This window comes from Vibrio sp. THAF190c, assembly GCF_009363355.1.
Lineage (GTDB): Bacteria > Pseudomonadota > Gammaproteobacteria > Enterobacterales > Vibrionaceae > Vibrio > Vibrio fortis_A.
In genome coordinates, this window is the sequence record NZ_CP045338.1 from 2,536,851 (window position 1) to 2,558,020 (window position 21,170).

The 21,170-nt window shown below is 45.6% G+C and carries 20 protein-coding genes; 9 read left to right on the plus strand and 11 right to left on the minus strand.

Annotated features, from left to right (window positions below; all coding sequences use genetic code 11):
* Window positions 1–9: 9 nt before the first annotated feature.
* The 4 genes from treB to gmhB form a co-directional block, all read right to left on the minus strand.
* Window positions 10–1,434: a PTS trehalose transporter subunit IIBC gene (treB, locus tag FIV04_RS11310; protein WP_032551671.1), complete on the minus strand. Its 1,425-nt coding sequence runs from the start codon at window positions 1,432–1,434 to the stop codon at window positions 10–12.
* Between the two features lie 193 nt (window positions 1,435–1,627).
* Window positions 1,628–2,572 carry a trehalose operon repressor TreR gene (gene treR, locus FIV04_RS11315; protein WP_152469173.1) on the minus strand — a complete coding sequence of 315 codons (945 nt, stop codon included), beginning with the start codon at window positions 2,570–2,572 and terminating at the stop codon, window positions 1,628–1,630.
* Between the two features lie 77 nt (window positions 2,573–2,649).
* The gene (locus FIV04_RS11320; protein WP_152469174.1) at window positions 2,650–2,988 is read right to left on the minus strand and encodes an MliC family protein; all 339 of its coding nucleotides are present in this window, start codon (window positions 2,986–2,988) and stop codon (window positions 2,650–2,652) included.
* Window positions 2,989–3,037: 49 nt separating this feature from the next.
* Window positions 3,038–3,589, minus strand: coding sequence for a D-glycero-beta-D-manno-heptose 1,7-bisphosphate 7-phosphatase (gene gmhB, locus FIV04_RS11325; protein WP_032551763.1), 552 nt, complete (start codon window positions 3,587–3,589; stop codon window positions 3,038–3,040).
* A 216-nt stretch (window positions 3,590–3,805) separates the two neighbouring features.
* On the opposite strand from gmhB, the gene metN reads away from it, so the two are divergent.
* From metN to metQ, 3 genes are read left to right on the plus strand one after another with little or no spacing between them, the layout of a single operon-like run.
* Window positions 3,806–4,840 (plus strand): methionine ABC transporter ATP-binding protein MetN, encoded by a 1,035-nt coding sequence (gene metN, locus FIV04_RS11330; RefSeq protein ID WP_150869146.1) that lies wholly within the window; start codon window positions 3,806–3,808, stop codon window positions 4,838–4,840.
* Window positions 4,830–5,507, plus strand: a complete 678-nt coding sequence (locus FIV04_RS11335) for a methionine ABC transporter permease (protein ID WP_152469175.1) — start codon at window positions 4,830–4,832, stop codon at window positions 5,505–5,507. Before metN ends, FIV04_RS11335 begins: the two co-directional genes overlap by 11 nt.
* A 25-nt stretch (window positions 5,508–5,532) precedes the next feature.
* On the plus strand, window positions 5,533–6,342 hold the full coding sequence (gene metQ / locus FIV04_RS11340) for a methionine ABC transporter substrate-binding lipoprotein MetQ (protein ID WP_150893676.1): 810 nt from the start codon (window positions 5,533–5,535) through the stop codon (window positions 6,340–6,342).
* A gap of 93 nt (window positions 6,343–6,435) precedes the next feature.
* On the opposite strand, the gene FIV04_RS11345 is transcribed toward metQ, so the two are convergent.
* The 3 genes from FIV04_RS11345 to syd form a co-directional block, all read right to left on the minus strand.
* Window positions 6,436–7,638 carry a carbohydrate porin gene (locus FIV04_RS11345; RefSeq protein WP_032551664.1) on the minus strand — a complete coding sequence of 401 codons (1,203 nt, stop codon included), beginning with the start codon at window positions 7,636–7,638 and terminating at the stop codon, window positions 6,436–6,438.
* A gap of 358 nt (window positions 7,639–7,996) precedes the next feature.
* Complete coding sequence (locus FIV04_RS11350) at window positions 7,997–8,773, minus strand: Zn-ribbon-containing protein (RefSeq protein WP_152469176.1); 777 nt, start codon at window positions 8,771–8,773, stop codon at window positions 7,997–7,999.
* A 1-nt stretch (window position 8,774) separates the two neighbouring features.
* Window positions 8,775–9,320, minus strand: a complete 546-nt coding sequence (gene syd / locus FIV04_RS11355; RefSeq protein WP_032551662.1) for a SecY-interacting protein — start codon at window positions 9,318–9,320, stop codon at window positions 8,775–8,777.
* A gap of 131 nt (window positions 9,321–9,451) precedes the next feature.
* Here syd and queF point away from each other — a divergent pair, with 131 nt between their 5' ends.
* The 6 genes from queF to FIV04_RS11385 all read left to right on the plus strand — a co-directional run bounded on the left by queF (window position 9,452) and on the right by FIV04_RS11385 (window position 17,740).
* The gene (gene queF / locus FIV04_RS11360) at window positions 9,452–10,297 is read left to right on the plus strand and encodes an NADPH-dependent 7-cyano-7-deazaguanine reductase QueF (protein ID WP_152469177.1); all 846 of its coding nucleotides are present in this window, start codon (window positions 9,452–9,454) and stop codon (window positions 10,295–10,297) included.
* Between the two features lie 72 nt (window positions 10,298–10,369).
* A complete protein-coding gene (locus FIV04_RS11365; RefSeq protein WP_152469178.1) occupies window positions 10,370–12,628 on the plus strand; it encodes a lipopolysaccharide assembly protein LapB in 2,259 nt (752 codons plus the stop codon).
* 118 nt (window positions 12,629–12,746) lie between these two features.
* Window positions 12,747–14,312, plus strand: a complete 1,566-nt coding sequence (locus tag FIV04_RS11370; RefSeq protein WP_152469179.1) for a diguanylate cyclase — start codon at window positions 12,747–12,749, stop codon at window positions 14,310–14,312.
* Window positions 14,313–14,575: 263 nt separating this feature from the next.
* The gene (ppnN, locus tag FIV04_RS11375; protein ID WP_152469180.1) at window positions 14,576–15,943 is read left to right on the plus strand and encodes a nucleotide 5'-monophosphate nucleosidase PpnN; all 1,368 of its coding nucleotides are present in this window, start codon (window positions 14,576–14,578) and stop codon (window positions 15,941–15,943) included.
* Window positions 15,944–16,040: 97 nt separating this feature from the next.
* Window positions 16,041–16,817 carry a flap endonuclease Xni gene (gene xni / locus FIV04_RS11380; protein WP_152469181.1) on the plus strand — a complete coding sequence of 259 codons (777 nt, stop codon included), beginning with the start codon at window positions 16,041–16,043 and terminating at the stop codon, window positions 16,815–16,817.
* A gap of 161 nt (window positions 16,818–16,978) precedes the next feature.
* A complete protein-coding gene (locus FIV04_RS11385; RefSeq protein WP_152469182.1) occupies window positions 16,979–17,740 on the plus strand; it encodes a DNA/RNA non-specific endonuclease in 762 nt (253 codons plus the stop codon).
* A 100-nt stretch (window positions 17,741–17,840) separates the two neighbouring features.
* Here FIV04_RS11385 and rlmM read toward each other — a convergent pair whose 3' ends face one another.
* From rlmM to FIV04_RS11405, 4 genes are read right to left on the minus strand one after another with little or no spacing between them, the layout of a single operon-like run.
* Window positions 17,841–18,932 (minus strand): 23S rRNA (cytidine(2498)-2'-O)-methyltransferase RlmM, encoded by a 1,092-nt coding sequence (gene rlmM / locus FIV04_RS11390; protein WP_152469183.1) that lies wholly within the window; start codon window positions 18,930–18,932, stop codon window positions 17,841–17,843.
* Window positions 18,929–19,327: a DUF423 domain-containing protein gene (locus FIV04_RS11395; protein WP_152469184.1), complete on the minus strand. Its 399-nt coding sequence runs from the start codon at window positions 19,325–19,327 to the stop codon at window positions 18,929–18,931. Before FIV04_RS11395 ends, rlmM begins: the two co-directional genes overlap by 4 nt.
* Window positions 19,317–19,943: an alpha/beta fold hydrolase gene (locus tag FIV04_RS11400; protein WP_152469185.1), complete on the minus strand. Its 627-nt coding sequence runs from the start codon at window positions 19,941–19,943 to the stop codon at window positions 19,317–19,319. The genes FIV04_RS11395 and FIV04_RS11400 overlap by 11 nt, the downstream gene beginning before the upstream one ends.
* Window positions 19,936–20,844 carry a transcriptional regulator GcvA gene (locus tag FIV04_RS11405; RefSeq protein ID WP_032551652.1) on the minus strand — a complete coding sequence of 303 codons (909 nt, stop codon included), beginning with the start codon at window positions 20,842–20,844 and terminating at the stop codon, window positions 19,936–19,938. The genes FIV04_RS11400 and FIV04_RS11405 overlap by 8 nt, the downstream gene beginning before the upstream one ends.
* Window positions 20,845–21,170: the final 326 nt, after the last annotated feature.

Below are 21,170 nucleotides of genomic sequence, written 5' to 3' on the forward strand. Positions count from 1 at the left end.
CCAATAAAATTAAGCACTTACTGCTGTTAACTCACCCTTAGCCTGCGCTCGCTTGTAGAAAAATAGTGTCAGGATGATTGGAACTGCAATCGCAACTGCCAGTGCCAACAGATAAACCGTCCAGTATTGAGGCTGAATCGAAAGGATGCCCGGCAAGCCGCCTACACCGATACCATTCGCCATCACCCCAGCGCCACCACAAATTGCAGCTGCTGCAGCACTACCTAGCATTGCACTCAGCATTGGGAACTTGTATTTCAAGTTGATGCCGTACATCGCAGGCTCTGTAACACCTAAGTAAGCTGAGATTGCGGCTGGGACTGAAATGTCACGCTCGCCTTCGCGCTTGCTCAAAATAATGATGCCGACAACCGCAGATGCTTGAGCCACATTTGAAAGAGCAATTAATGGCCAGATTGGTGTACCGCCAAGCTCTTGCATCAGTTGTAGGTCTACTGCGTTGGTTGTGTGGTGAATACCGGTAATTACCAGTGGTGCGTATAGGAAACCAAAGATTGTTGAACCTAGAATCGCAAAGTCGCCCGTCATTGCTGCCTTAGCTGCGAAAGCAACGCCGTCACCTAGTACACGACCAAATGGGCCGATGAACGCGTGAGCCAGAATTACAGAAAGAATGATAGATACGAATGGCACAACCACTAGATATAGGTAAGCCGGAACAATGCGTTTGAGGTTGGTCTCAATGAAGGCCAGCGCGACACCTGCGAGCATGGCAGGAATCACTTGTGCTTGATAACCGACTTTTTCAATGACAAACAGGCCGAAGTCCCACACCTCTGGTGCGGCTTTACCTATCATGTAGGCGTTCATTAACTGTGGTGAAACCAAGGTGACACCAAGCGTGATACCTAAAATCGGTGTACCGCCCAGTTTCTTCACTGTAGACCAACATACGCCAACAGGTAGGAAGAAGAAGATCGCTTCACCAATCAGCCATAGGAAGGAGTGAACCGTAGCCCAAAACTGGCTAAGCTCAACCAAAGTCTTACCATCGAACATACGAATGTCGCCGATGACATTACGAAAGCCAAGGATAAGACCACCAGTGATAATGGCAGGAAGCAGCGGTACAAAGATTTCGGCAAGGTGTGAAATACCGCGCTCTAGCACATTCATGTTTTGACGAGCTGCCAACTTCGCCTCATCTTTCGACGATTCCTGTTTGCCGGTCTGCTCAATGAGTAGCTTGTAGACCTCATCGACCTCAGTACCAACCACAACTTGGAATTGACCTGCGTTGGTAAAACACCCTTTTACTAAGCTCAGTTTTTCCAACTCAACTTTGTCTGCTTTATCTGTGTCGTTCAACACAAAACGTAAGCGAGTTAAACAGTGGCTAACGCTTGCGATATTGTCACTACCACCCACTAACTCAATAAGACGCGTAATGTCTTGCTTCGCTATCTTACTCATACTACCCCACCCTGGTTCTCTTCGTTCTACACTCAAATTCAGATGAATTTGTTATTCATGGGAACATTCCCATAGATTGGTAAGTATAATGCCTGCATGATTATAAAATTAAAATGGGAACAGTCCCATTAATTGAATAAGATCACACTCTTCAGTTTAGTAAATAGACCTAGTTCACCCTAGAAATAAGGGGTTAAACAATGGGTTTTTGGGTGTGATGAGAGATAGGTGTTTGGCCAAGTAATTGAGATATCAATAATTTAGCAGCCAAAGCACCCGCCGATTGATAACCCGGATCAATACTAAATACACGTGGGAATAAAAATGAAAGTAGATCGTTGCCACCGACCCCGGTGACCACTACATCTTCACGTTGCAACTCTTGCAGACGCTTGATCACGCCAAGTGCCAATGTATCACTAGCACAAGCAATCGCTTGAGTCGTAGAGGTAAGCACTTGATCAACCAATTGGTAAGCACTCTCATGGTGTAGAGCACCAGTCTGGTAATTCGGCTCAATGTTGTTTTCACCACACCAGTTAAGGTAGGCATTCAGACGCAGTTCACCGGTCGATTTATCACTAGGGTCAACACCAATAAAGCCAATGTCTGATAAACCCTGATCTTTCAAATGCGCGAGAGCAGTACCAATCACCTGCTGGTTATCGTAGTTAATCGAGGTGACGTTCTCGGTATCTAATGCAATAACAACCGCGCGATGTTCCCAAGATTCAATGGCTTCAATATCACAATCGGTAAAACCAAACACAATAATGCCATCGACATTACGCTGCTTAAGAACCTGAAGGTGCTCATTGGCTTTCTCGCGATCGAACAAACTCTCCATGATCACCACATCGTAGCCAGCTCGATACAGCTCCTCGAGCATGGTACTTACGGCTTTATTCTCTGAAGGGGAATCCAGACGAGAGATGATCACGCCAACCACTTTTTGGCTGCCGCCACGCATCGATTGTGCAGATTTAGAGGGAGTATAACCCGACTCCTGAATCACTCTCTCTACTCTTTCACGCGTTTCTGGCTTTACTTTAGGATCATTAGTGAGAACACGAGAAACCGTTGATTTGCCAACACCTGAAAGCTTTGCGATATCGAGTATAGTGAGTTTTTTTTGCATGGAGTCTTACATAGTTGTTTAGATAAAAAACGACAAGTGACTGCTTTTAAAGCCGCTTGTCGTCATGGAGTAGTAAATTATTGAATACGGCAATTACGGTAAATAACTCGCCCTAGCTCAAGTCTGGCGTGCTCGCCTTTAGTAAACAGGGTAATACCGTTCATCAGTTCCGTGGTACCGTCATCAAGAATATACTTAGTACCAGAAGCTGCAACCACTTGTTTGAGTCGGTATTGGTTGTCAGGAAGTCGCAGTACCGCTTGCTCATCACCGTAAGCGACATCAAACGTTCGCTCAGATTCACACTGATAAGTCATGTATTCACCACTAGAGATATCTTTCTCAACCACTGCAGATTGAGAACATCCCATCAATGCGGCCAACGTAAAGGCACAAACTGTAAACTGTCTCTTCATAAACATCCCTTTCGATTAAAAGAACAACCCAATCACTGTTGTTGTTGAATTAACGCTTCAGGTAAGCAGGCACGTCTGCAATGCTATCGAGGACCACGCTCGCTAAGGCTTCACCTTTTTCTGTTACTGGTTTACCAGTTCTGACGAGCACCTTAGTGCCAACACCCGCAGCTTCTGCTGCCATCATATCTTCCGCTTTGTCGCCAATCATCACTGACTTCGCCATATCGATCTTCAAGAAGTCGCGCGCAGAAATGAACATTCCAGGCTTTGGCTTACGACAATCGCAGTCTTGCTTATATTCGCCAATACCGTGCTCTGCATGATGTGGACAGTAGTAAATACCGTCAAGCTCGACGCCATTGTCAACAAAGTTCCAATCCATCCATTGAGTTAACGATAGAAAGCGGTCTTCGCTAAACATACCGCGAGCGATACCCGATTGGTTGGTGACCAATACTAAAAGGTACCCCATGTCCTTGAAGGCTTTTGCCGCTTCAAAGACGCCGTCGATATACTCGAAATCATGCTCATCATGCACGTAACCGTGGTCTACGTTAATTACGCCATCACGATCTAAAAATACAGCCGGTTTTGACAAAATTTGGTTCTCAATCAACTCTCTATTAATCACTAATTATTGCACGCTTTAGTAGCTTCATCACCTGCTAATTACAGAGCTCGATATAGATATTTTTACGTTTAGACGTCTAGACGTAAAAATATCTATTGACTTAGATCACGTTACGCCATAGCATCGTCTGTAAATCGAACGAACTATCAACATATTATTCTGTTCACCGTTACAGGTTTATTTATGATTAAAGTGAATCAAGTCAACAAGGTTTTCTATCAAGGCACTAAAGAAATCAATGCCTTAATAGACATTAACCTTCACATCCCTCAAGGTCAGATCTTTGGCGTTATCGGCTCATCAGGTGCAGGTAAAAGTACACTGATCCGCTGCGTAAACATGCTAGAAGCACCAACCTCAGGTGAAGTGATTGTTGATGGCGTAGACCTCACAAAGCTAAGCAAATCAGAGCTGAGTGAAGCGCGACGCAATATCGGTATGATTTTCCAACACTTTAACCTGCTTTCTTCTCGTACCGTGTTCAATAATGTTGCACTGCCGCTAGAACTTGCTGGTACAGATAAGGCAATCATCGAAGAGAAAGTAAGCCAACTGCTTGAACTTGTTGGCCTTGCAGATAAGCGCGACAGCTACCCATCAAACCTAAGTGGTGGTCAAAAGCAGCGTGTTGCGATTGCTCGTGCACTGGCGTCTGACCCTAAAGTGCTACTGTGTGATGAAGCGACCAGCGCACTAGACCCGGCTACGACTCAATCTATCCTTGAGCTACTTAAAGAGATCAACCGCAAGCTAAACATCACAATGCTATTGATTACGCACGAGATGGACGTAGTAAAGAGCATCTGTCATGAAGTCGCGATCATCGGCGGTGGTGAATTGGTAGAAAAAGGCACTGTTGGCGACATCTTTGCGCACCCTAAAACAGAGCTGGCGCATCAATTTATTCGTTCAACACTCGACCTTTCTATTCCAGAAGATTACGAAGCGAGATTACAAACGACACGCGTTGAAGGTAGCTACCCTCTGGTTCGTCTTGAGTTTACTGGTGCAACCGTTGATGCACCGCTGATGACTCAAATCGCTCGTAAGTTCAACATCGACGTTAGCATCTTAAGCTCTGACCTCGATTACGCCGGTGGCGTGAAGTTCGGCATGATGGTCGCAGAACTTTTCGGCACAGAAGCAGACGACAACGCAGCAATCGAATTCCTACGTGAACACAATGTAAAAGTAGAGGTACTTGGCTATGTCCTTTAATGAGATCACAGATTGGTTGAGCCTAAACGGAAACCTACTACTTGGCGCAACTTGGGAAACGCTATACATGGTAGCCATTGCTGGCATCGTGGGCTTTGCTGTGGGTATTCCACTGGGCGTTATTCTGCACACCACTAAAAAAGGTGGCTTGCTAGAAAACACTAAGCTAAACAAAATTCTTGGCGCGATAGTGAACGTGGGCCGTTCTGTCCCTTTCCTAGTATTGATGGTCGCTATCATCCCACTAACTAAGCTACTGATCGGTACCTTTATCGGTACAACAGCAGCGATTGTTCCTCTAACTATTGGCGCAATCCCATTTGTGGCTCGTCTTATTGAAGGTGCGCTGCTGGAAGTCCCAACTGGGCTTGTTGAAGCAGCACAATCTATGGGCGCAACGCCAACGCAGATCATCACAAAAGTTCTGCTACCAGAGGCGTTACCCACTATTATCAATTCAGTAACCATCACACTAGTGACCCTAGTGAGCTACTCTGCAATGGCAGGTACCGTGGGCGGTGGTGGTCTTGGTGACGTAGCGATTCGCTATGGTTTCCACCGCTATGATGTAACGATTATGGCTGTCACGGTTGTGATGCTGATTGTTCTAGTTCAAATCATTCAATCCATTGGTGACTCGATTGTTCGCCGTGTTGATCACAGATAAAAAGATGTATTAAAAGGAGATTATTATGAAATTCAGCCTAAAAAGTTTACTTGCTATCGCAGCAGCGGCATCAGCACTAGTGCTATCTGGTTGTGGCGAGAAAGAGATCGACACATCAAAAGTTAAAGTCGGCGTTATGGCAGGTGCAGAAGCTCAAGTAGCAGAAGTAGCAGCTAAAGTTGCAAAAGAGAAGTTTGGTCTAGACGTTGAGCTAGTAACGTTCACTGATTACGTAACACCAAACGCAGCACTGGATGATGGTTCAATCGACATCAACGCATTCCAGCACAAGCCGTACCTAGATCAGCAAGTTGCTGACCGTGGCTACAAGCTAACTATTGCGGGCAATACATTTGTTTACCCAATCGCGGGTTACTCTAAGCAAGTAACTTCTGTTGACCAAATTGAAGACGGTGCACGTATCGCGGTACCAAACGATCCAACAAACCTAGGTCGTTCTCTACTGCTTCTTGAGCAACAAGGTCTACTAGAACTACGTGATGGTGTTGGCCTTCTAGCAACTGTTCGTGACATCGTAGGTAACCCAAAGAACCTAACTATCGTTGAACTAGACGCAGCACAACTTCCACGTTCACTGGATGACGTAGCGCTATCTATCATCAACACAACTTACGCAAGCTCTATCAACCTAACTCCACAAAAAGATGGCGTTTTCGTTGAAGATAAAGAGTCTCCATACGTAAACCTAATCGTTTCACGTGAAGAGAACCTAAACGCAGAAAACGTACAAAACTTCGTTAAAGCTTACCAAACTGAAGAAGTGTACAACGCAGCGTCTGACATCTTCCAAGGTGGCGTAGTAAAAGGTTGGTAATCCACTCTTTTAGTTCACCTCAATAATGAAGGGCTGACATCATGTCAGCCCTTTTCTTTGCCCGATATTTTACGAGTAGCTATATGGTGTGAATTACCACCAAGCTTCTACCTGCATACCCAGGCTCACTTCACTGTTCTCGCCAGTACCGAATGCATCGTCATTCTCCGCATCATGGATGTAGGTTGCGAAGATACGGAACTCAGGACGCGCCCAGAAACCCGTTTTAGGAACCCAAGCCTGTGCCACTGTAAATTTACCGCCGGCACCATCTTGGTTATTAATTTTCTCAACGAAGCCACCTAGCTCCAGAACGGTACGCATTTTCTCATCCCACTTGTACAGCGGTCGAATAACGGCACTGAAAGACTCATCTTTGGTATTGTTAGCACCTACATCCGTCGCGTAGGCATAGCGAACCGTGTGACCAAATTCGATGTTATCGCCAATTGAAACCACACCCCAGTTGATCAAGCGGAAGCCTTCAGCGTTGTTGTTGTTTTCATCACGCACCAAGTTACTGCCTGTACCGAAGGTCGTCATCTGCTCAGCATAACCAGAGTTTGCAACTTGCAAGATGGTTTTGTTAAATCCAGTCGGTAAGTTCTGGTTTAGGCTTGCTGTCAGCATCACGCTATCATCAGCATCAAGCGATTGGTCTTTCTTCTCTTTGCCAAAGTTAAAGTCAGCACCTAGCTCTAAGTCTGCATTTTTCCATAATGGGATACCTGCGTAGCGAACATCGGCAATCATTGCTGTTGTCTCTTTCCCATCATCAACGTCGCCCGTCACCGTGTCTTGAATTAGAGCCAGAGAGAGTTTACCTGGGCCTAAGTTAATGTGCTCAACACCACCACCAATACCGCTCACATCCCAGTAGTAGTTATCGATGATGTGCACGTCATGACGTTGGTAGTAACGCTCACCCGCCCACATAGTAATGTCTTTGTCGTCGAACAGACCCGTCGCTTGGATGTTCAGCTGTACCACTTCCACATTGCGATCTTTCGCGTTCTCATCTTGGCCTTCCCAGTAAGCCAACATCGAATCAATCAGGAAAGTCGATTCTTCATCATTGAACAGCTCTTTCTTAAACCCAAACTCGCCATATAGGTCATTTTCGTTGCCTAAACGACCTACTTTATTCACTTCCCATTTGCTATTTGAGCCGCCGTTGTCACTCATTCCGACACCGCCACGCATGTAGCCATTAAATTCCAATGGTGCCGTCTCAGCCAGTAAAGTGGGAGTAACTAAAACAGAAGTAAGGGCAGCGGCAATTGGTAACAGTTTCATAATCCATTCCTTTCGTATCAATGATTGAACTTATCATTTTATAAATGGGAACATTCCCATGGGATCGATCCCATTTATATTGGCAAGATTATAAAAAGGAAGTTATTAGATAGATTATTGTGATCCAGATAACTATTGATGAAGGCTAAAGTTGATGCAGATTGGATTATTGGAATGAATATTTTTTGTCGATTTAAGAAGCGAAGGGACGGGAAAGCAAAACAGACATATGCAACTAATACATTAATATAAAAAGAGAAAAAAGCGCAAAGAAAAAGCCCTCACACCATAGTGCAAGGGCTTTAAAAATAAAGACCAAGTTGATAGTGATTACTTACACACATCTCAACTTAAAGAGCTACTTGATATGATCCCATGACATATTGGAAACGATACGACAGTCATCACATTTGAAATGGAAAATATCGTGAAGCGGTTCATCTAACAACCACTCACCACCACACTTCGGGCACTTTCTGGCTTGCTCATCCGCAAGACTCTTACCGCCGACTCGGTACTGATAGTAGTATGTCGGCACTTTTGACAAGTACTCTAAACGACCTCGTAGATCCCAACCGCGCTTGAACAGCACACTGTCAGCATCGCAAATTTCATGCAGCGCCGCGTGCTCAGCACGACAGCCACCAGCCATCTGAATTTCGTCACACGCCTGCCACTCAGTTTGCCACTTCACTACCGCTTTATGGTCACCGTTGGAAGTCGGCGGATTGCGATAAAGTGGGATTGGCAACAAGGTCTCACCGCTACGCAGCGGCGAGCAAGTATGAACATAAGTGGTGTAAAGCACTTGCCAACTTGGCTGTTCATCTTCGGCTGCTTCTTCGGAATTTAGGTCGCGGCCAAGCATGCGCATTTTCGGCGCTAGCAAGCTCGCTTCGGATAAACGGTTAAAGCAAACCTTCACAAAATCTGAGTGGTTTCTTGGGTGTAGGCTATCTTGTTCAGGACAAACAACACGGACGAAGAACTCGCCCTCGCCCATCACAACCGGGAACTCACGGCCTAATACCTGCCCGTTATAACGCAGCGCATCCATCAGACCATTGATTGCCTTATCGACCGCGCTAATAGTGGTGTTATCAAAACACTCGAATTGAAGTTCTACAACGTACATCTTAAACAGCCGGTTCCAATTTCTCTAAAAATTCAGCCAGCGTCTCTGTCAGTACATCACGGTTGCTGGTACCAAGGCGCTCAAGAATGACATTACCTGTTAGGTTACAGATAGAGATCACGTCCATATCGGCATCTGTTGCGGCAATAAATACCGTAGGCTTAAGCTTTAGACGGCGCTGAGTTACTAGGTGCCCAAGAATGTTTTCTTGAAGACGAACAAAGTCTTCATCGCTCCAAACTTGTAGTAGTGTCAAAGGGTTGCCATCAAAGGTCGCATCCATGTCTGCACTGTATTGCGCGCCGTAGAATGTCTTAATATCTTCATGCAGTGATAATTCAATACCATTTTCAACGTTGGTAAAATCTGCATGTTGCTCGCGAGGATAGTTTTTCCATAACACAGCACCCGACAACTTTTCTTCAACGCATGGAGAAACCAGATCTGCTAGCTCTTCACTACGAGGTAAAGATTGATGTTGCTGCTGCCAAGCATCGACATACTGCTGACTGAATGAAAGTAGTGCGTCTTGGGCACGTTGAGTCATGAAAATCTCCTAAAGCGAAAATAATAATTAGAATCGGGCACCTTTCCACGTCGATTAAGCGATGACCTAATGACACAGTAATGGGGATTCAGTAAAATCGCCCCCATTCTAATCGAATTTGAAACGAAAGTATGAGCAAATATTCTGACGCTAAAGAGCTAGCGGGTTTAACCCTAGGTCAAAAAACTGAGTACGCTAACCAATACGATGCCAGCCTATTGCAGCCTGTTCCACGTAGCTTGAACCGTGATGACCTCGCTTTAGGCGACGAACTGCCATTCATTGGTCACGATATCTGGACTATGTATGAGCTATCATGGCTGAACGACAAAGGTCTACCTCAGGTGGCTGTGGGTGAAGTTTTCATTCCAGCGACAAGTCCGAATCTCATTGAATCAAAATCGTTCAAGCTGTACCTAAACAGCTACAACCAAACTCGTTTCTCTGATTGGGAAGCGGTAACTGAGCGCCTGACTCAAGACTTGTCAGCGTGTGCAGGTGAAACAGTACTGATTAACGTAAACAAGGTGACTGATTACACCAATCAACCGATTGTTACTATGCAAGGCGATTGCATTGATGATCAAGATATTGAGATCACCAGCTACGACTTCGAAGCATCAATCTTGGAAGGTGCGGCTGAGCAAGAGCACGTTGAAGAGACTCTTCATAGCCACCTTTTAAAATCTAACTGTCTGATCACCAATCAGCCAGACTGGGGCAGTGTTGAGATTGCCTACACAGGTTCAAAAATCAACCGTGAAGCCCTGCTGCGTTATCTTGTCTCTTTCCGCGAGCACAACGAGTTCCACGAGCAGTGTGTTGAGCGTATCTTCACTGACATCATGAAGTACTGCGCACCAACCAAGCTGACGGTGTTTGCTCGTTATACTCGTCGTGGCGGCTTAGACATCAACCCATACCGCTCAACAGAACAGGATAAACCTGCTCACAACATGCGTATGGCTCGTCAGTAAATCATTGGAAGATTTCGCCTCTAACTCTGTATTTCGTCTCTATATCTACAGTTCGACTTAAAGGAAAATAAAATGCGTTGGTTAACTTTTATTGGCCTGCTGCTTGTTAGCTTAAGTGCTTCTGTTAGCGCCTCTGTATATTCATCGGCTCTACTTAATGAAGCCAATAACTTGGTTGAGATAGAACCAAGCCGAGCCAAACAGATGGCCAACAGTTATCTAACGCTTCGTGTCTTGTCGGATCAAAGCGAGAAAAGCCCATCCGCGATTTCTCGCGAAGAGACGGACTCTTCCATTCGTACCCCGAATAGCAGTATTGATGCCTACAAGATCCTCGCTAAGGCAGAGTTCAACTTAGGGCATACGCGCACCGCAATTCAGCATATCGAAACCGCAAGCGAGCTAGCCAAGACCTACAAGCTCCAGTACTTAGAGCTTGACCTTGAGATCTTAAAGACGCGCTTGTTGTGGCTTAATAACCGTAAATCAGCGGAAGCCAAAGAAGTACTTACTAGTATTGAAGCAAGTCTCCAATCGATCAGCCAAACCCTGCGTTTAACCGAAGGCATTACCTACCGCTTAATTATGCTTAAGGCTGAAATCGCTTCATACGAGAACCAGATTGATGAAGCTGAAAGCCTATATCAACGTGCTAAAGCCTTTCTAGACCAGCGCTACTCTGAGAAAGTGACCATCGACTACCATATTGCGGTGGGTGAGTTTTATCTGACACACAAAGAGTACAACCACGCGCTGTCGGAGTTACTTTACGGTTATTGGAAATCGGTTGAAGGAAACCTGAGTGCACGTTTGGCGAAGGTAAACCGCTTACTAGCACAGCTCTTTTTTGAAAGACAGGTGTTGGATAAAGCGGTTGAACACCTTTCGCAAGCAGCCGACTTTTATGACAACTTCGAAAACTCACCGATTCTGGCTCAAGTATTGAAAAAGATGGGTGATGTGTACTACTTCCAAGGTAAGTACAACCTCGCTCTAGTCCACTTCTTCAACGTTTTGGATCATGAGAGTACCGACCGCGATATTAACCAAGTCATTGATATCCGTCTAAGTCTATCGGCGACTTACTTACGCCTTTACAACTACCCATTGGCAGAGCAGTACCTGTCGCGAGCGCTTGAACTGCTTGAGTACACAGACAACCTAAAACTCGAAGGTCGTGCGGCTTTGCTTTCAGCAGGGCTTGCTTACCACCTTCAAGACAGTGACCAAGTGATCAAATACGCTCAGCGTGCACTGGATATCTCACGACAAGTTGAGAATATGCGTCTGTCACAGCGCTCATACCACCTACTTTCGTTGGGTTATGAACAGGCACAACAGCCTCAAAAGGCGCTAGAGAACCTCAAACAATACACATCTCTGATCTCACTTGAGCAACAGAACCTCAACCGAATCAGTGAAGATGCCTTCCGCCAGCAGAAAGAGTTTGCTGAGCGTACCCTGCACTATGCCGGACAAGCAGAAGAGCTAGAGCTGTACAAAGAGGAGCATCGTAAGTTTCAAAAGATCTCTTTTGCGCTATTCCTATTCAGCATCATCTTATTTTTCTTTGTGCTACGCCGTGGCTACATCATTCAGAGCCAAGTCAGAGAAAATGATCGCCTGAGTACCGACCTCTTTACTCACTCGCGCTCTAAACTGCCAAACCTGAGAATGCTCAATGCCAAGCTGTCTAACTCGCTTGAGCAGACCAGCCAGACCTTCGAGCAGTGGCAACTCGGTGAACTGATTCATGAACCATTGAATGACCGCCTGCGCTTTGTGATGATTGACCTGCCATTCCTGCGCAACATGTACACACAAAATGGCTATAAAGCAGGTCTTGAGCTCGAAGATGCGTTTGGCGAGTATCTGAAAACCAAGCTTGATGGGCCGTCACGTATTTATCACTTCTCTGATGCGAATTTGTTATACATCGAGCCAAATTCAGACCGTGACGCATCTCCAGAGGCGATGTTCCGCAAGATTCAATCTTGGATCTCTGACTTTGAACCAGAGCGTAATATGAATCGTACCATCCGCGTTGGTATTGCTGATTACCCATTCTTACCGCGCGCCTATACCGCTATCAATGACCAAGAGCTACTCGATGTGCTGCTGATGTCGACCAACATTGCGCGTGAAGTGAGCCTTAAAGAACGCAGCAGTCAATGGGTCTATTTGAAGGCTATCGACAATGCGCCAGCAGCGAGCCTTGCAACTGGTAACATAAGAGAAGCGTGTAAAATCGCTATTAATCAAGGGTTAATAAAAATACAATCCTCTTATCAGAATGAGGACAATATCAAAAAAATGCTAAAAGATGAGTAATTTGCGAGCGGTTAATCGTTCGAAACAGTGACCTTATTTTTAGTTTTGTTATTATCGATAGATTGGCATTTCATCTAAGCGATCGTAATCGATCTACGTGGCACTAATTTATTGACCTATGGGCATTCTCGAACAAGACATACAGGCTCAGCTGCATCAACTGAAAACTCAGCTAGATCAGGCGCGTCTGAATCAGAGAGACACCTCGTTCAAGTTCATACGTGAGCAAAAGGTCCTTAAACGTATTGTCACATCGTTAAGCGATGCTTGTGTCGGCACCAATGACCACCTTGATGAAAATTTAATCGCCCTTAGGGAAGCGCTGCAAAAACAGAAAGATGTCAGCTCAATGATTCCGAAGTTGGCTGTTTTGGAGCGCATGCTAAAACAAAAAACGGTGGCTATGGAAAAACAGAACGGATATTTAGACGAAAGCATCAAGCACAGTGGTGAAACTCTGCAGCGCGTAACGGGCCTACCGGCTCAAATTAAACGCGACCTGCGTAATCTACTGAGTTTTTCTGAAGGCAATGGCAGTCAGAAAATCGACCATGCAATGAAACTGCTCAGCATCTACGAGCGCGCAGTGAAAATCATGGCGACTAATTCCCGTTCTCATTTTTCTGACACCGATAACTCTCCAGAACAAGCGGTACTCTCAGATCTTTCAACGGAACTGCAACACCTGATCACTGAACTCGATTTTGAGGGTGAATCTGGTGACTTGTTAATTGATATCCGTGCCAAGCTACTCCTAGGTGTTACGACTGAAAACCTGTTTGAACTGACACTACAAGTGTTAAAACTGGTGATTGAAGGGACTAACCTAGAGCGTAAAAAATCAGAACAGTTCATTGAACAGCTGAACGCGTCTCTCTCAGCAAGCATTAAAACAGCCGACCAAAACAGTGACCAAAGCCAAACCTACTTTGAACACCGCCAGAGCCTTAACAATGAGCTCGGCAATCTAGTAGGCAAGAGCCAGCAATCTGTCGAACAAGCTACAGATATTCAAGTACTTAAACAGTCTATAACCCCACTGTTGAATGAGATCGCATCGCTTTCTGAAAGGCTTAGTCACGCCGAGCAAAAAGAGCAGGCTCTGATCGATCGAATGAGCTACGGCAAGACCCAACTTGATTCCCTGTACGAAGTGACCCAAGACTACCGTCGTCGCCTTGAAGATCAGGCGCAGCGTATGTTGCTTGACCCACTGACTAAGGTTTACAACCGTACCGCATTTACCGACCGCCTCGAGTTAGAGTATCGCCGTTGGATTCGTGCTCAGCACTCGCTGCGTGTGGTTCTGCTTGATATCGATAACTTTAAAGCCATCAACGATAGTTTTGGTTACACTGCTGGTGATAAAGCCCTGAAAATCATCGCTCGCACTATGACCAAAGAGCTGTCTAAAACTGATACTGTGGCACGTTTCTCGGGTGAAGAGTTTATTCTACTTCTACCAGAGCAGAACGATGAATACTGCCATCAAGTGATTCAGAACATTCAGACACAAGTCAGCCGACTACCATTTAAATTCCGCGATCAGCAGATCACCATCACGCTGTGTGCGGCAAGTACTCAATTCAGCCAATCGGATACGCCTGAAGAGGTGCTTGAGCGCCTAAATCGCATCCTAACTAAGGCAAAACAGCGCGGTACTAACCAGCTCGTTTGGCAATAACTGTGTCTCTCCGAGAAATTATTTCTCTTTTTCAAATACTTATCACATACCAAATAGGAAAATATTTGCTAAGCTAATGGTTAACATTTGCTTAACAAGCCTTTTCTGGCGATCAAGCCTGTGCCAAGACCATTTAGCAAGGCATAGAATAACGTGATTATCATCAAACGCCCTCTGGCTTTGTATACCTTGCTTCACTACTCCCGAGTTTGAGGGTGACGTTGCATCTTGTCTCCCCAACTCTTATTCAACAAGGAGGCACTATGATCACTCATATCAGTCCTGCCGGTAGCATGGATTTACTCTCTCAACTTGAAGTTGAGCGCCTTAAGAAAACCGCATCCAGTGATCTATACCAACTGTATCGTAACTGTACCCTAGCGGTACTTAACTCTGGCAGCCACACCGACAACTCGAAAGAGCTGCTGGATAAATACCTCTCTTTCGATGTTGAGGTGGTAAGGCGCGAGCGCGGCATTAAGCTCGAGCTGCACAATCCACCTGAGCACGCCTTTGTTGATGGCGAGATCATCAAGGGTATTCAAGAACATCTATTTTCAGTGTTACGTGACATTGTCTACGTCAACATGCACCTTGCCGATAACCAAAGGCTCAACCTGACCAACGCCACCCATATCACCAACTTGGTATTTGGTATCTTGAGAAACGCAGGCGCATTAACGCCGGGTATTGAACCTAACTTGGTTGTTTGCTGGGGCGGTCACTCCATCAATGCCAGCGAATACCAGTACACGCGCGAAGTGGGAAACGAGCTTGGTTTGCGTGAACTCAATATCTGTACGGGTTGTGGTCCCGGCGCGATGGAAGGCCCAATGAAAGGTGCGGCCATTGGTCATGCTAAGCAGCGTTACACTGAGCACCGTTACCTTGGCTTAACCGAGCCATCGATCATTGCTGCTGAGCCGCCAAACCCAATTGTGAATGAGTTGGTGATCATGCCGGACATCGAGAAACGTCTCGAAGCCTTTGTTCGTATGGCACATGGCATCATCATCTTCCCTGGTGGTCCGGGTACTGCGGAAGAGCTGCTCTATATCCTAGGTATCATGATGCATCCGAACAATGCCGATCAGCCAATGCCGATTGTTCTGACGGGTTCGAAAGAGAGTGAAGAGTATTTCCGCTCTATTGATCGCTTTATCGGTGAGACATTGGGTGAAGAAGCGCAGAAACACTATAAGATCGTGATTGATGATCCTGCTAAAGCGGCGAAAATCATGAAGCAAGCGATGCCAGCAGTGCGTTCACACCGCAAAGAGACCGGAGATGCATACAGCTATAACTGGTCACTGCACATTGAGCCTGAGTTCCAACTGCCATTTGACCCAACTCACGAGTCTATGGCGGCGCTCGATCTACACATGGATCAGAAGGCAGAAAACTTAGCGGCAAATCTACGTAAAGCCTTCTCAGGTATTGTGGCGGGTAACGTCAAAGCAGAAGGCATTCTAGAGATTGAAAAACACGGCCCATTCATCATTGATGGCGATAAAGCGCTAATGGCGAAAATGGATAGACTGCTCAATGACTTTGTAGAGCAGCATCGTATGAAGTTGCCGGGCGGCACCGATTACGTACCGTGTTATAAGATTGCACAAAACAACGACTGACCATTCTGCACAGAGCATTTCAACTGCTTAAGCGATACGTTACTATAAGGGGCGAGTTCATCCGCCCCTTTATTTATTGCTTAGTTATTGGAAACTTATGTCTATCCATCTTGTTATTATCGATGCCCTTAACCTCATCCGTCGCGTTCACTCTGCACAGCCGGATCCAAGCGATATAGCAAGAACCATCACTACAACTACGCGAACGCTAAATAACATCATCAAAGAGTCGAAACCAAGTCATATCATTGCGGTGTTTGATCACCATCTACAAGATCGTGGCTGGCGCGCAGAGATTCTTCCTAGCTACAAAGAGAACCGTAAACCAATGCCTGAGCCATTAATGGCTGGATTGGATGCCATTCAACAAGCTTGGTGGGATTTAGGCATAGATTCCCTGTTATCCGATGGAGATGAAGCGGATGATTTGGTCGCAACGCTTGCCAAGAAAGTAGCAGACCGCGGTCAAACGGTAACCATTATCTCAACCGATAAAGGCTACTGTCAGCTGCTCTCTCCTACTCTACAAATTCGCGATTATTTCCAACACCGTTGGTTAGACACGCCCTTTATCGAAGCAGAGTTCGGGGTTAAACCGAGCCAACTTGCAGATTACTGGGGCTTAACCGGCGTGAACTCTAGTCAAGTACCGGGAATTCCTGGCGTTGGGCCTAAGGCAGCCAAAGAGATCTTAACCAGCTACCCAGATATTGAAGCAGCCTACCTAGCTGTAGACCTGCCGAAAAAATATCGTAAGAAGTTCGATGAACACATTGAGTCTGCACGTGTATGTAAGCAGGTTTCCGCGTTGAAAACCGACATCGAATTAGGGTTCAACCTTCAAGATATCCGCTTCAATAACAGTCCTGACTAACCTCATTGCATGTTAATCAATCCTGTTGTGTTCTCCTTTACATTCACAAGCTTTTAATAAAGTTAATCAATACCTTACCAAGTGCTGATTAACTTTTAACCGCCATCACAGTCTTGTTGATATAAGTATTTATTTTCATTGCTCCAATAAGGAGAAACACAATGAAAAAAATACTACTAATTTCACTCGCTACCCTCTTGCTGCATGTCGCCCCTTTTAGTTCCGCATCGGAAACGTGCGGAGAACACCTCGTTAAAGGCATGCCCTCCAACAACAGCGATCAAGTGCTGTGCCGGACAGGATATGCAGTCGGCTACAACTATCAAACCAAGAATGCGGATTGGGTGGCGTATCATGTCACCAAAGAAAGCGTGAATGCGCAATTCAAGCGCAGTAATAATTTCAAGGCTGATACTGAGCTACCCGAGTATGCACAATCCACATTAAGTGACTATTCCAAATCAGGGTACGATCGTGGACATCTTGCGCCGTCCGCAGCGATGGATTTCAGCCAACAATCAATGCAAGAGAGCTTCCTGTTAAGCAACATGTCTCCACAACTTCCCGGCTTTAACCGTGTCGGTTGGCGATTATTAGAGGAGCATGTAAGAGATCTCGCGAACGAATACCAAGAATTGTATGTCGTGACGGGTCCTATATACGAAGGCAATGAAGCCTCTATTGGAGATGGTGTTGTCATCCCAAGTGCATTTTACAAAGTTATCTTGGACCCATATTACAACGATGCCATCGCGTTTATCGTGCCTCACCGAGATGTATCCGGTAGTGAGCTTGTCAACTTTGTCACGACCATTGATGACGTAGAGGATCGCACCAACTTAGACTTCTTCGCCAATACCAGTGACGACATTGAAAACTCAATGGAGGCAATGCTATGGGAGATGTGGCCAACGCCAGAGTAGGCACAAATTATCGTCATCCGTAACTAATTTGATTGTCCTAAGTGATGGTCGATAAACAAAAAACGCTCCTAAATAGGAGCGTTTAACGTCATTGTTTCGATTAGTGCGGAGAGATGTTTGACAGCGACTGAATGTGTACCGTGATCTCTTCACGGTCATGGTACAAGTGCTTCGCCTGCATCTTAAACTTCACTTTGTTTTCGATTAGAAACTGCTTCAGGTTCTCGATATCTTGTAGAACCTCATCGTAGCGACCTTTCATCGGTAGCTTGAGGTTGAATAGTGCTTCTTTCGCCCAACCTTTGATGATCCACTCACCCATTAGGTGTGCAACACGAGCAGGCTTCTCAACCATGTCACAGATGATCCAAGTAACGTTCTTACGGTCTGGTTCGAATTTAAAGCCATCTACCATGTGGTGTTTGATCTGACCTGTTTCCATCAGGCTATCAGCCATCATGCCGTTATCGACACAGTGAACGAACATAGAGCGCTTCACCAGTTGGTAAGTCCAACCACCCGGACACGCACCTAGGTCGACACCCCACATACCCGGCGCAAGACGCTCATCCCACTCATTACGTGGAATGAATACGTGGAATGCTTCTTCAAGTTTCAGCGTTGAACGGCTTGGCGCGTCTGCGGGGAACTTAAGACGTGGGATACCCATGAAGAACTGAGAGTTGTTGTTCGGGTAAGAGTAACCAACAAAGCAATGACCCGGTGCGATGAAACACAGATGAAGTACTGGCTTCTTAGGATTATCTTTCGCGGTCATCAAGCCTTTGCCACGCATCGCTTGACGCATCGGCACGGTAAACTTACGACAGAACTTCAGTAGTTCCTTCGCTTCGTTTGTATCCGGCGTTTCAATACGAATGTCGCCACAGCGTGGGAAACCTTCTTTGTCTGCAAGCTCATCAAGGATTGGAGATATGCGATCATCTTTTGGCAGATCTTTGATTTCAACGGCTACTGCTAGCATTTGACGAGCAAAGATCAGCGATTGGAAATCAATTTCTTTGATCAAACGATCCGCTTCGCCATCTTGATAACACTCAAACAATACAAAGCCAGTATTGTTTTTTAAGCGAGGAAAACCAAACACTTCCAGCTGTGTTGCTTTGTCTTGAATTTCGCCAGCACATTCTTTTTCAAAACCAGAGCGACAATAAAGTAGTACGTGTTTCACTGAGTTACCTCTTTTATATTCAAAGCAGCGAAGGAGAAGACTCCCCAACCAATGATAAATAGTAGTCCACCTAACGGCGTTATTGGACCAAACCATTTAATTCCTGTCAGCGCCAGCGCATAGAGGCTGCCACTAAAACAAAGGATGCCGATGATAAAGCAAATTGCCGCAATGAAAAAATATTTTTGTGATTTAGCACCAAGTTTCAATCGCAGCAAGATAGCACACGCCACAATAGCGAAGGTATGGATGAACTGATACAAGACACCGGTTTCGAACACACCCAATAGATAAGGGGCTAGCTGAGATTTAAGTCCGTGTGCTGCAAATGCCCCAAGCATCACCGCAATCGCACCAGATGCGCCTGCAAAGACAAGCAGTCCCTTACTTTTCATCGATGGCTCCTTTAATGAACTTAGCCAGTTTCTCGACCGCTAGTGCAATGTTTTGCTGTTCAGTATGCCCTGAGATCTTACGCGGCTTGAAGCTATGGTCACCATCCGGAATAAACTCAACAGAAACTGAGTCAGAGAGATTAAACGCAGGAAACTCTTCACGCTTACCAAAGGTATCGCGTTCCCCCTGTAGGATAAGGCACGCTTTACTCAGCTCAGCTAAGTGCTCACCTTTATACTTATCCGGTTTACCCGGCGGATGGAAAGGAAAGCCCAAGCAAGCGACGCCAGCCACTTTCTCATGCTCAGACAAGTGGCTGGCCATACGCCCACCCATCGATTTACCGCCGATAACCAGCTGCTGGGCATCGATTTGCTCAATCACCTCTTGGTAAGCCTCTAATAGCTTAGGCGCGCGATCTGGCGGTCGACGTTTACCATCTTCAGCACGTTTTATCATGTAAGGGAAATTGAATCGAATTACGCGAATACCTTTAAACGCCAGGCCCTTAGCGACTGACTGCATGAATTCATGATCCATACCTGCGCCTGCACCGTGAGCAAACACAAAGGTGTACTGGCTATGCTCTTCACCATCGATAAGCCAATTATTCATCGAGCAGTTCCTCTTGTTCACTTTGTGCTTTCGCCAGCATCCAATCACGGAACGTCGCAATACGTCCCATGTCTGCCTGTTTGTCATGACACACGACATAGAAAGCGTTTTTACTAATTAACACTTCATCAAACGGGGCGATTAGACGCCCAGCCTCAATTTCAGGCTGCGCTAATACGTTGTTGCCTAATGCGATACCTTGGCCGTGAGCGGCTGCTTGCAACACCATGGTTGAATGGCTAAAGATAGGACCGTGATTAACGTTAACCCCATCAATACCATTTTGTTTTGCAAACTGTTTCCAATCTTTACGAGAAGTATCATGTAATAGCGTATGACATGCCAAATCACTTAGTGATTCTAATGGTTTATTGCCCAATAGAATTGAAGGTGCACACAGTGGGATCAGATATTCTTGATAAAGTTTGTCCGCACGTAGACCCGGCCAATTACCTCGCCCGTAGTAAATCGCGACATCAACATCGTCTGTCAGTGAGCCTTCATCCATATCTACCGCTTTGATACGAACGTCAATATCAGGCTCTTGTTGATTAAAGTCCGCCAGACGAGGTACCAACCATTGAATCGCAAAGCTTGGTGGCAAGCTGATGGTCAATGCACCTTTCTCACTGCGCTCAAGCACCTTATCGGTCGCCTCAGCAAGCGATGTGAAGATGTCTTTAATGTCTAAGAAATAGCTCTGCCCCTCTTCGGTAAGCAGTAAAGAGCGATTCCTGCGGCGAAAGAGCTTCAAGGAGAGAAACTCTTCCAATGATTTTATCTGGTGACTCACCGCAGCTTGAGTAACAAACAACTCTTCTGCAGCACGCGTAAAACTCAAGTGTCTAGCCGCAGCTTCAAACACTCGTAAGGAGTTTAATGGGGGTAATCGACGAGACATAGTTACTCTCTAAAATGACATTAGTTTTTTTTATCTGAAACATTATAATTTGTCCATTGCTTAGCGGCTAGAGAAATTCTATATTTCCTCCCGCAGTCACTAGCCTGAACGGCTTGATTCTCTCTGAATCAATTGGCTTAGTCACTGCGATGTTGTGTTTGCAAACTCGTACTTTTCGAGTTGGGTAGAGTTCTACCAAATGTTTTGTTTTAGTTATCCCCTAAAACGAGGCATCTACTTCCTGTATTTATTTTGACCTGTCTGTCAAATTTCTTTACACCGCCTTTATGGCGGTGTTTTTTTATCTACCGTTTAATAACAATAAG

What these genes read in the sequence shown, in the direction of transcription:
- FIV04_RS11335 (WP_152469175.1), top strand. Translation starts at nt 4,830, where the DNA reads ATGTCCTTTAATGAGATCACAGATTGGTTGAGCCTAAACGGAAACCTA.
- metQ (WP_150893676.1), top strand. Translation starts at nt 5,533, where the DNA reads ATGAAATTCAGCCTAAAAAGTTTACTTGCTATCGCAGCAGCGGCATCA.
- FIV04_RS11385 (WP_152469182.1), top strand. Translation starts at nt 16,979, where the DNA reads ATGAAAAAAATACTACTAATTTCACTCGCTACCCTCTTGCTGCATGTC.
- FIV04_RS11395 (WP_152469184.1), bottom strand. Translation starts at nt 19,327, where the DNA reads ATGAAAAGTAAGGGACTGCTTGTCTTTGCAGGCGCATCTGGTGCGATT.
- metN (WP_150869146.1), top strand. Translation starts at nt 3,806, where the DNA reads ATGATTAAAGTGAATCAAGTCAACAAGGTTTTCTATCAAGGCACTAAA.
- FIV04_RS11365 (WP_152469178.1), top strand. Translation starts at nt 10,370, where the DNA reads ATGCGTTGGTTAACTTTTATTGGCCTGCTGCTTGTTAGCTTAAGTGCT.
- FIV04_RS11320 (WP_152469174.1), bottom strand. Translation starts at nt 2,988, where the DNA reads ATGAAGAGACAGTTTACAGTTTGTGCCTTTACGTTGGCCGCATTGATG.
- FIV04_RS11405 (WP_032551652.1), bottom strand. Translation starts at nt 20,844, where the DNA reads ATGTCTCGTCGATTACCCCCATTAAACTCCTTACGAGTGTTTGAAGCT.
- FIV04_RS11400 (WP_152469185.1), bottom strand. Translation starts at nt 19,943, where the DNA reads ATGAATAATTGGCTTATCGATGGTGAAGAGCATAGCCAGTACACCTTT.
- queF (WP_152469177.1), top strand. Translation starts at nt 9,452, where the DNA reads ATGAGCAAATATTCTGACGCTAAAGAGCTAGCGGGTTTAACCCTAGGT.
- treB (WP_032551671.1), bottom strand. Translation starts at nt 1,434, where the DNA reads ATGAGTAAGATAGCGAAGCAAGACATTACGCGTCTTATTGAGTTAGTG.
- FIV04_RS11350 (WP_152469176.1), bottom strand. Translation starts at nt 8,773, where the DNA reads ATGTACGTTGTAGAACTTCAATTCGAGTGTTTTGATAACACCACTATT.
- FIV04_RS11345 (WP_032551664.1), bottom strand. Translation starts at nt 7,638, where the DNA reads ATGAAACTGTTACCAATTGCCGCTGCCCTTACTTCTGTTTTAGTTACT.
- syd (WP_032551662.1), bottom strand. Translation starts at nt 9,320, where the DNA reads ATGACTCAACGTGCCCAAGACGCACTACTTTCATTCAGTCAGCAGTAT.
- FIV04_RS11370 (WP_152469179.1), top strand. Translation starts at nt 12,747, where the DNA reads ATGGGCATTCTCGAACAAGACATACAGGCTCAGCTGCATCAACTGAAA.
- treR (WP_152469173.1), bottom strand. Translation starts at nt 2,572, where the DNA reads ATGCAAAAAAAACTCACTATACTCGATATCGCAAAGCTTTCAGGTGTT.
- ppnN (WP_152469180.1), top strand. Translation starts at nt 14,576, where the DNA reads ATGATCACTCATATCAGTCCTGCCGGTAGCATGGATTTACTCTCTCAA.
- xni (WP_152469181.1), top strand. Translation starts at nt 16,041, where the DNA reads ATGTCTATCCATCTTGTTATTATCGATGCCCTTAACCTCATCCGTCGC.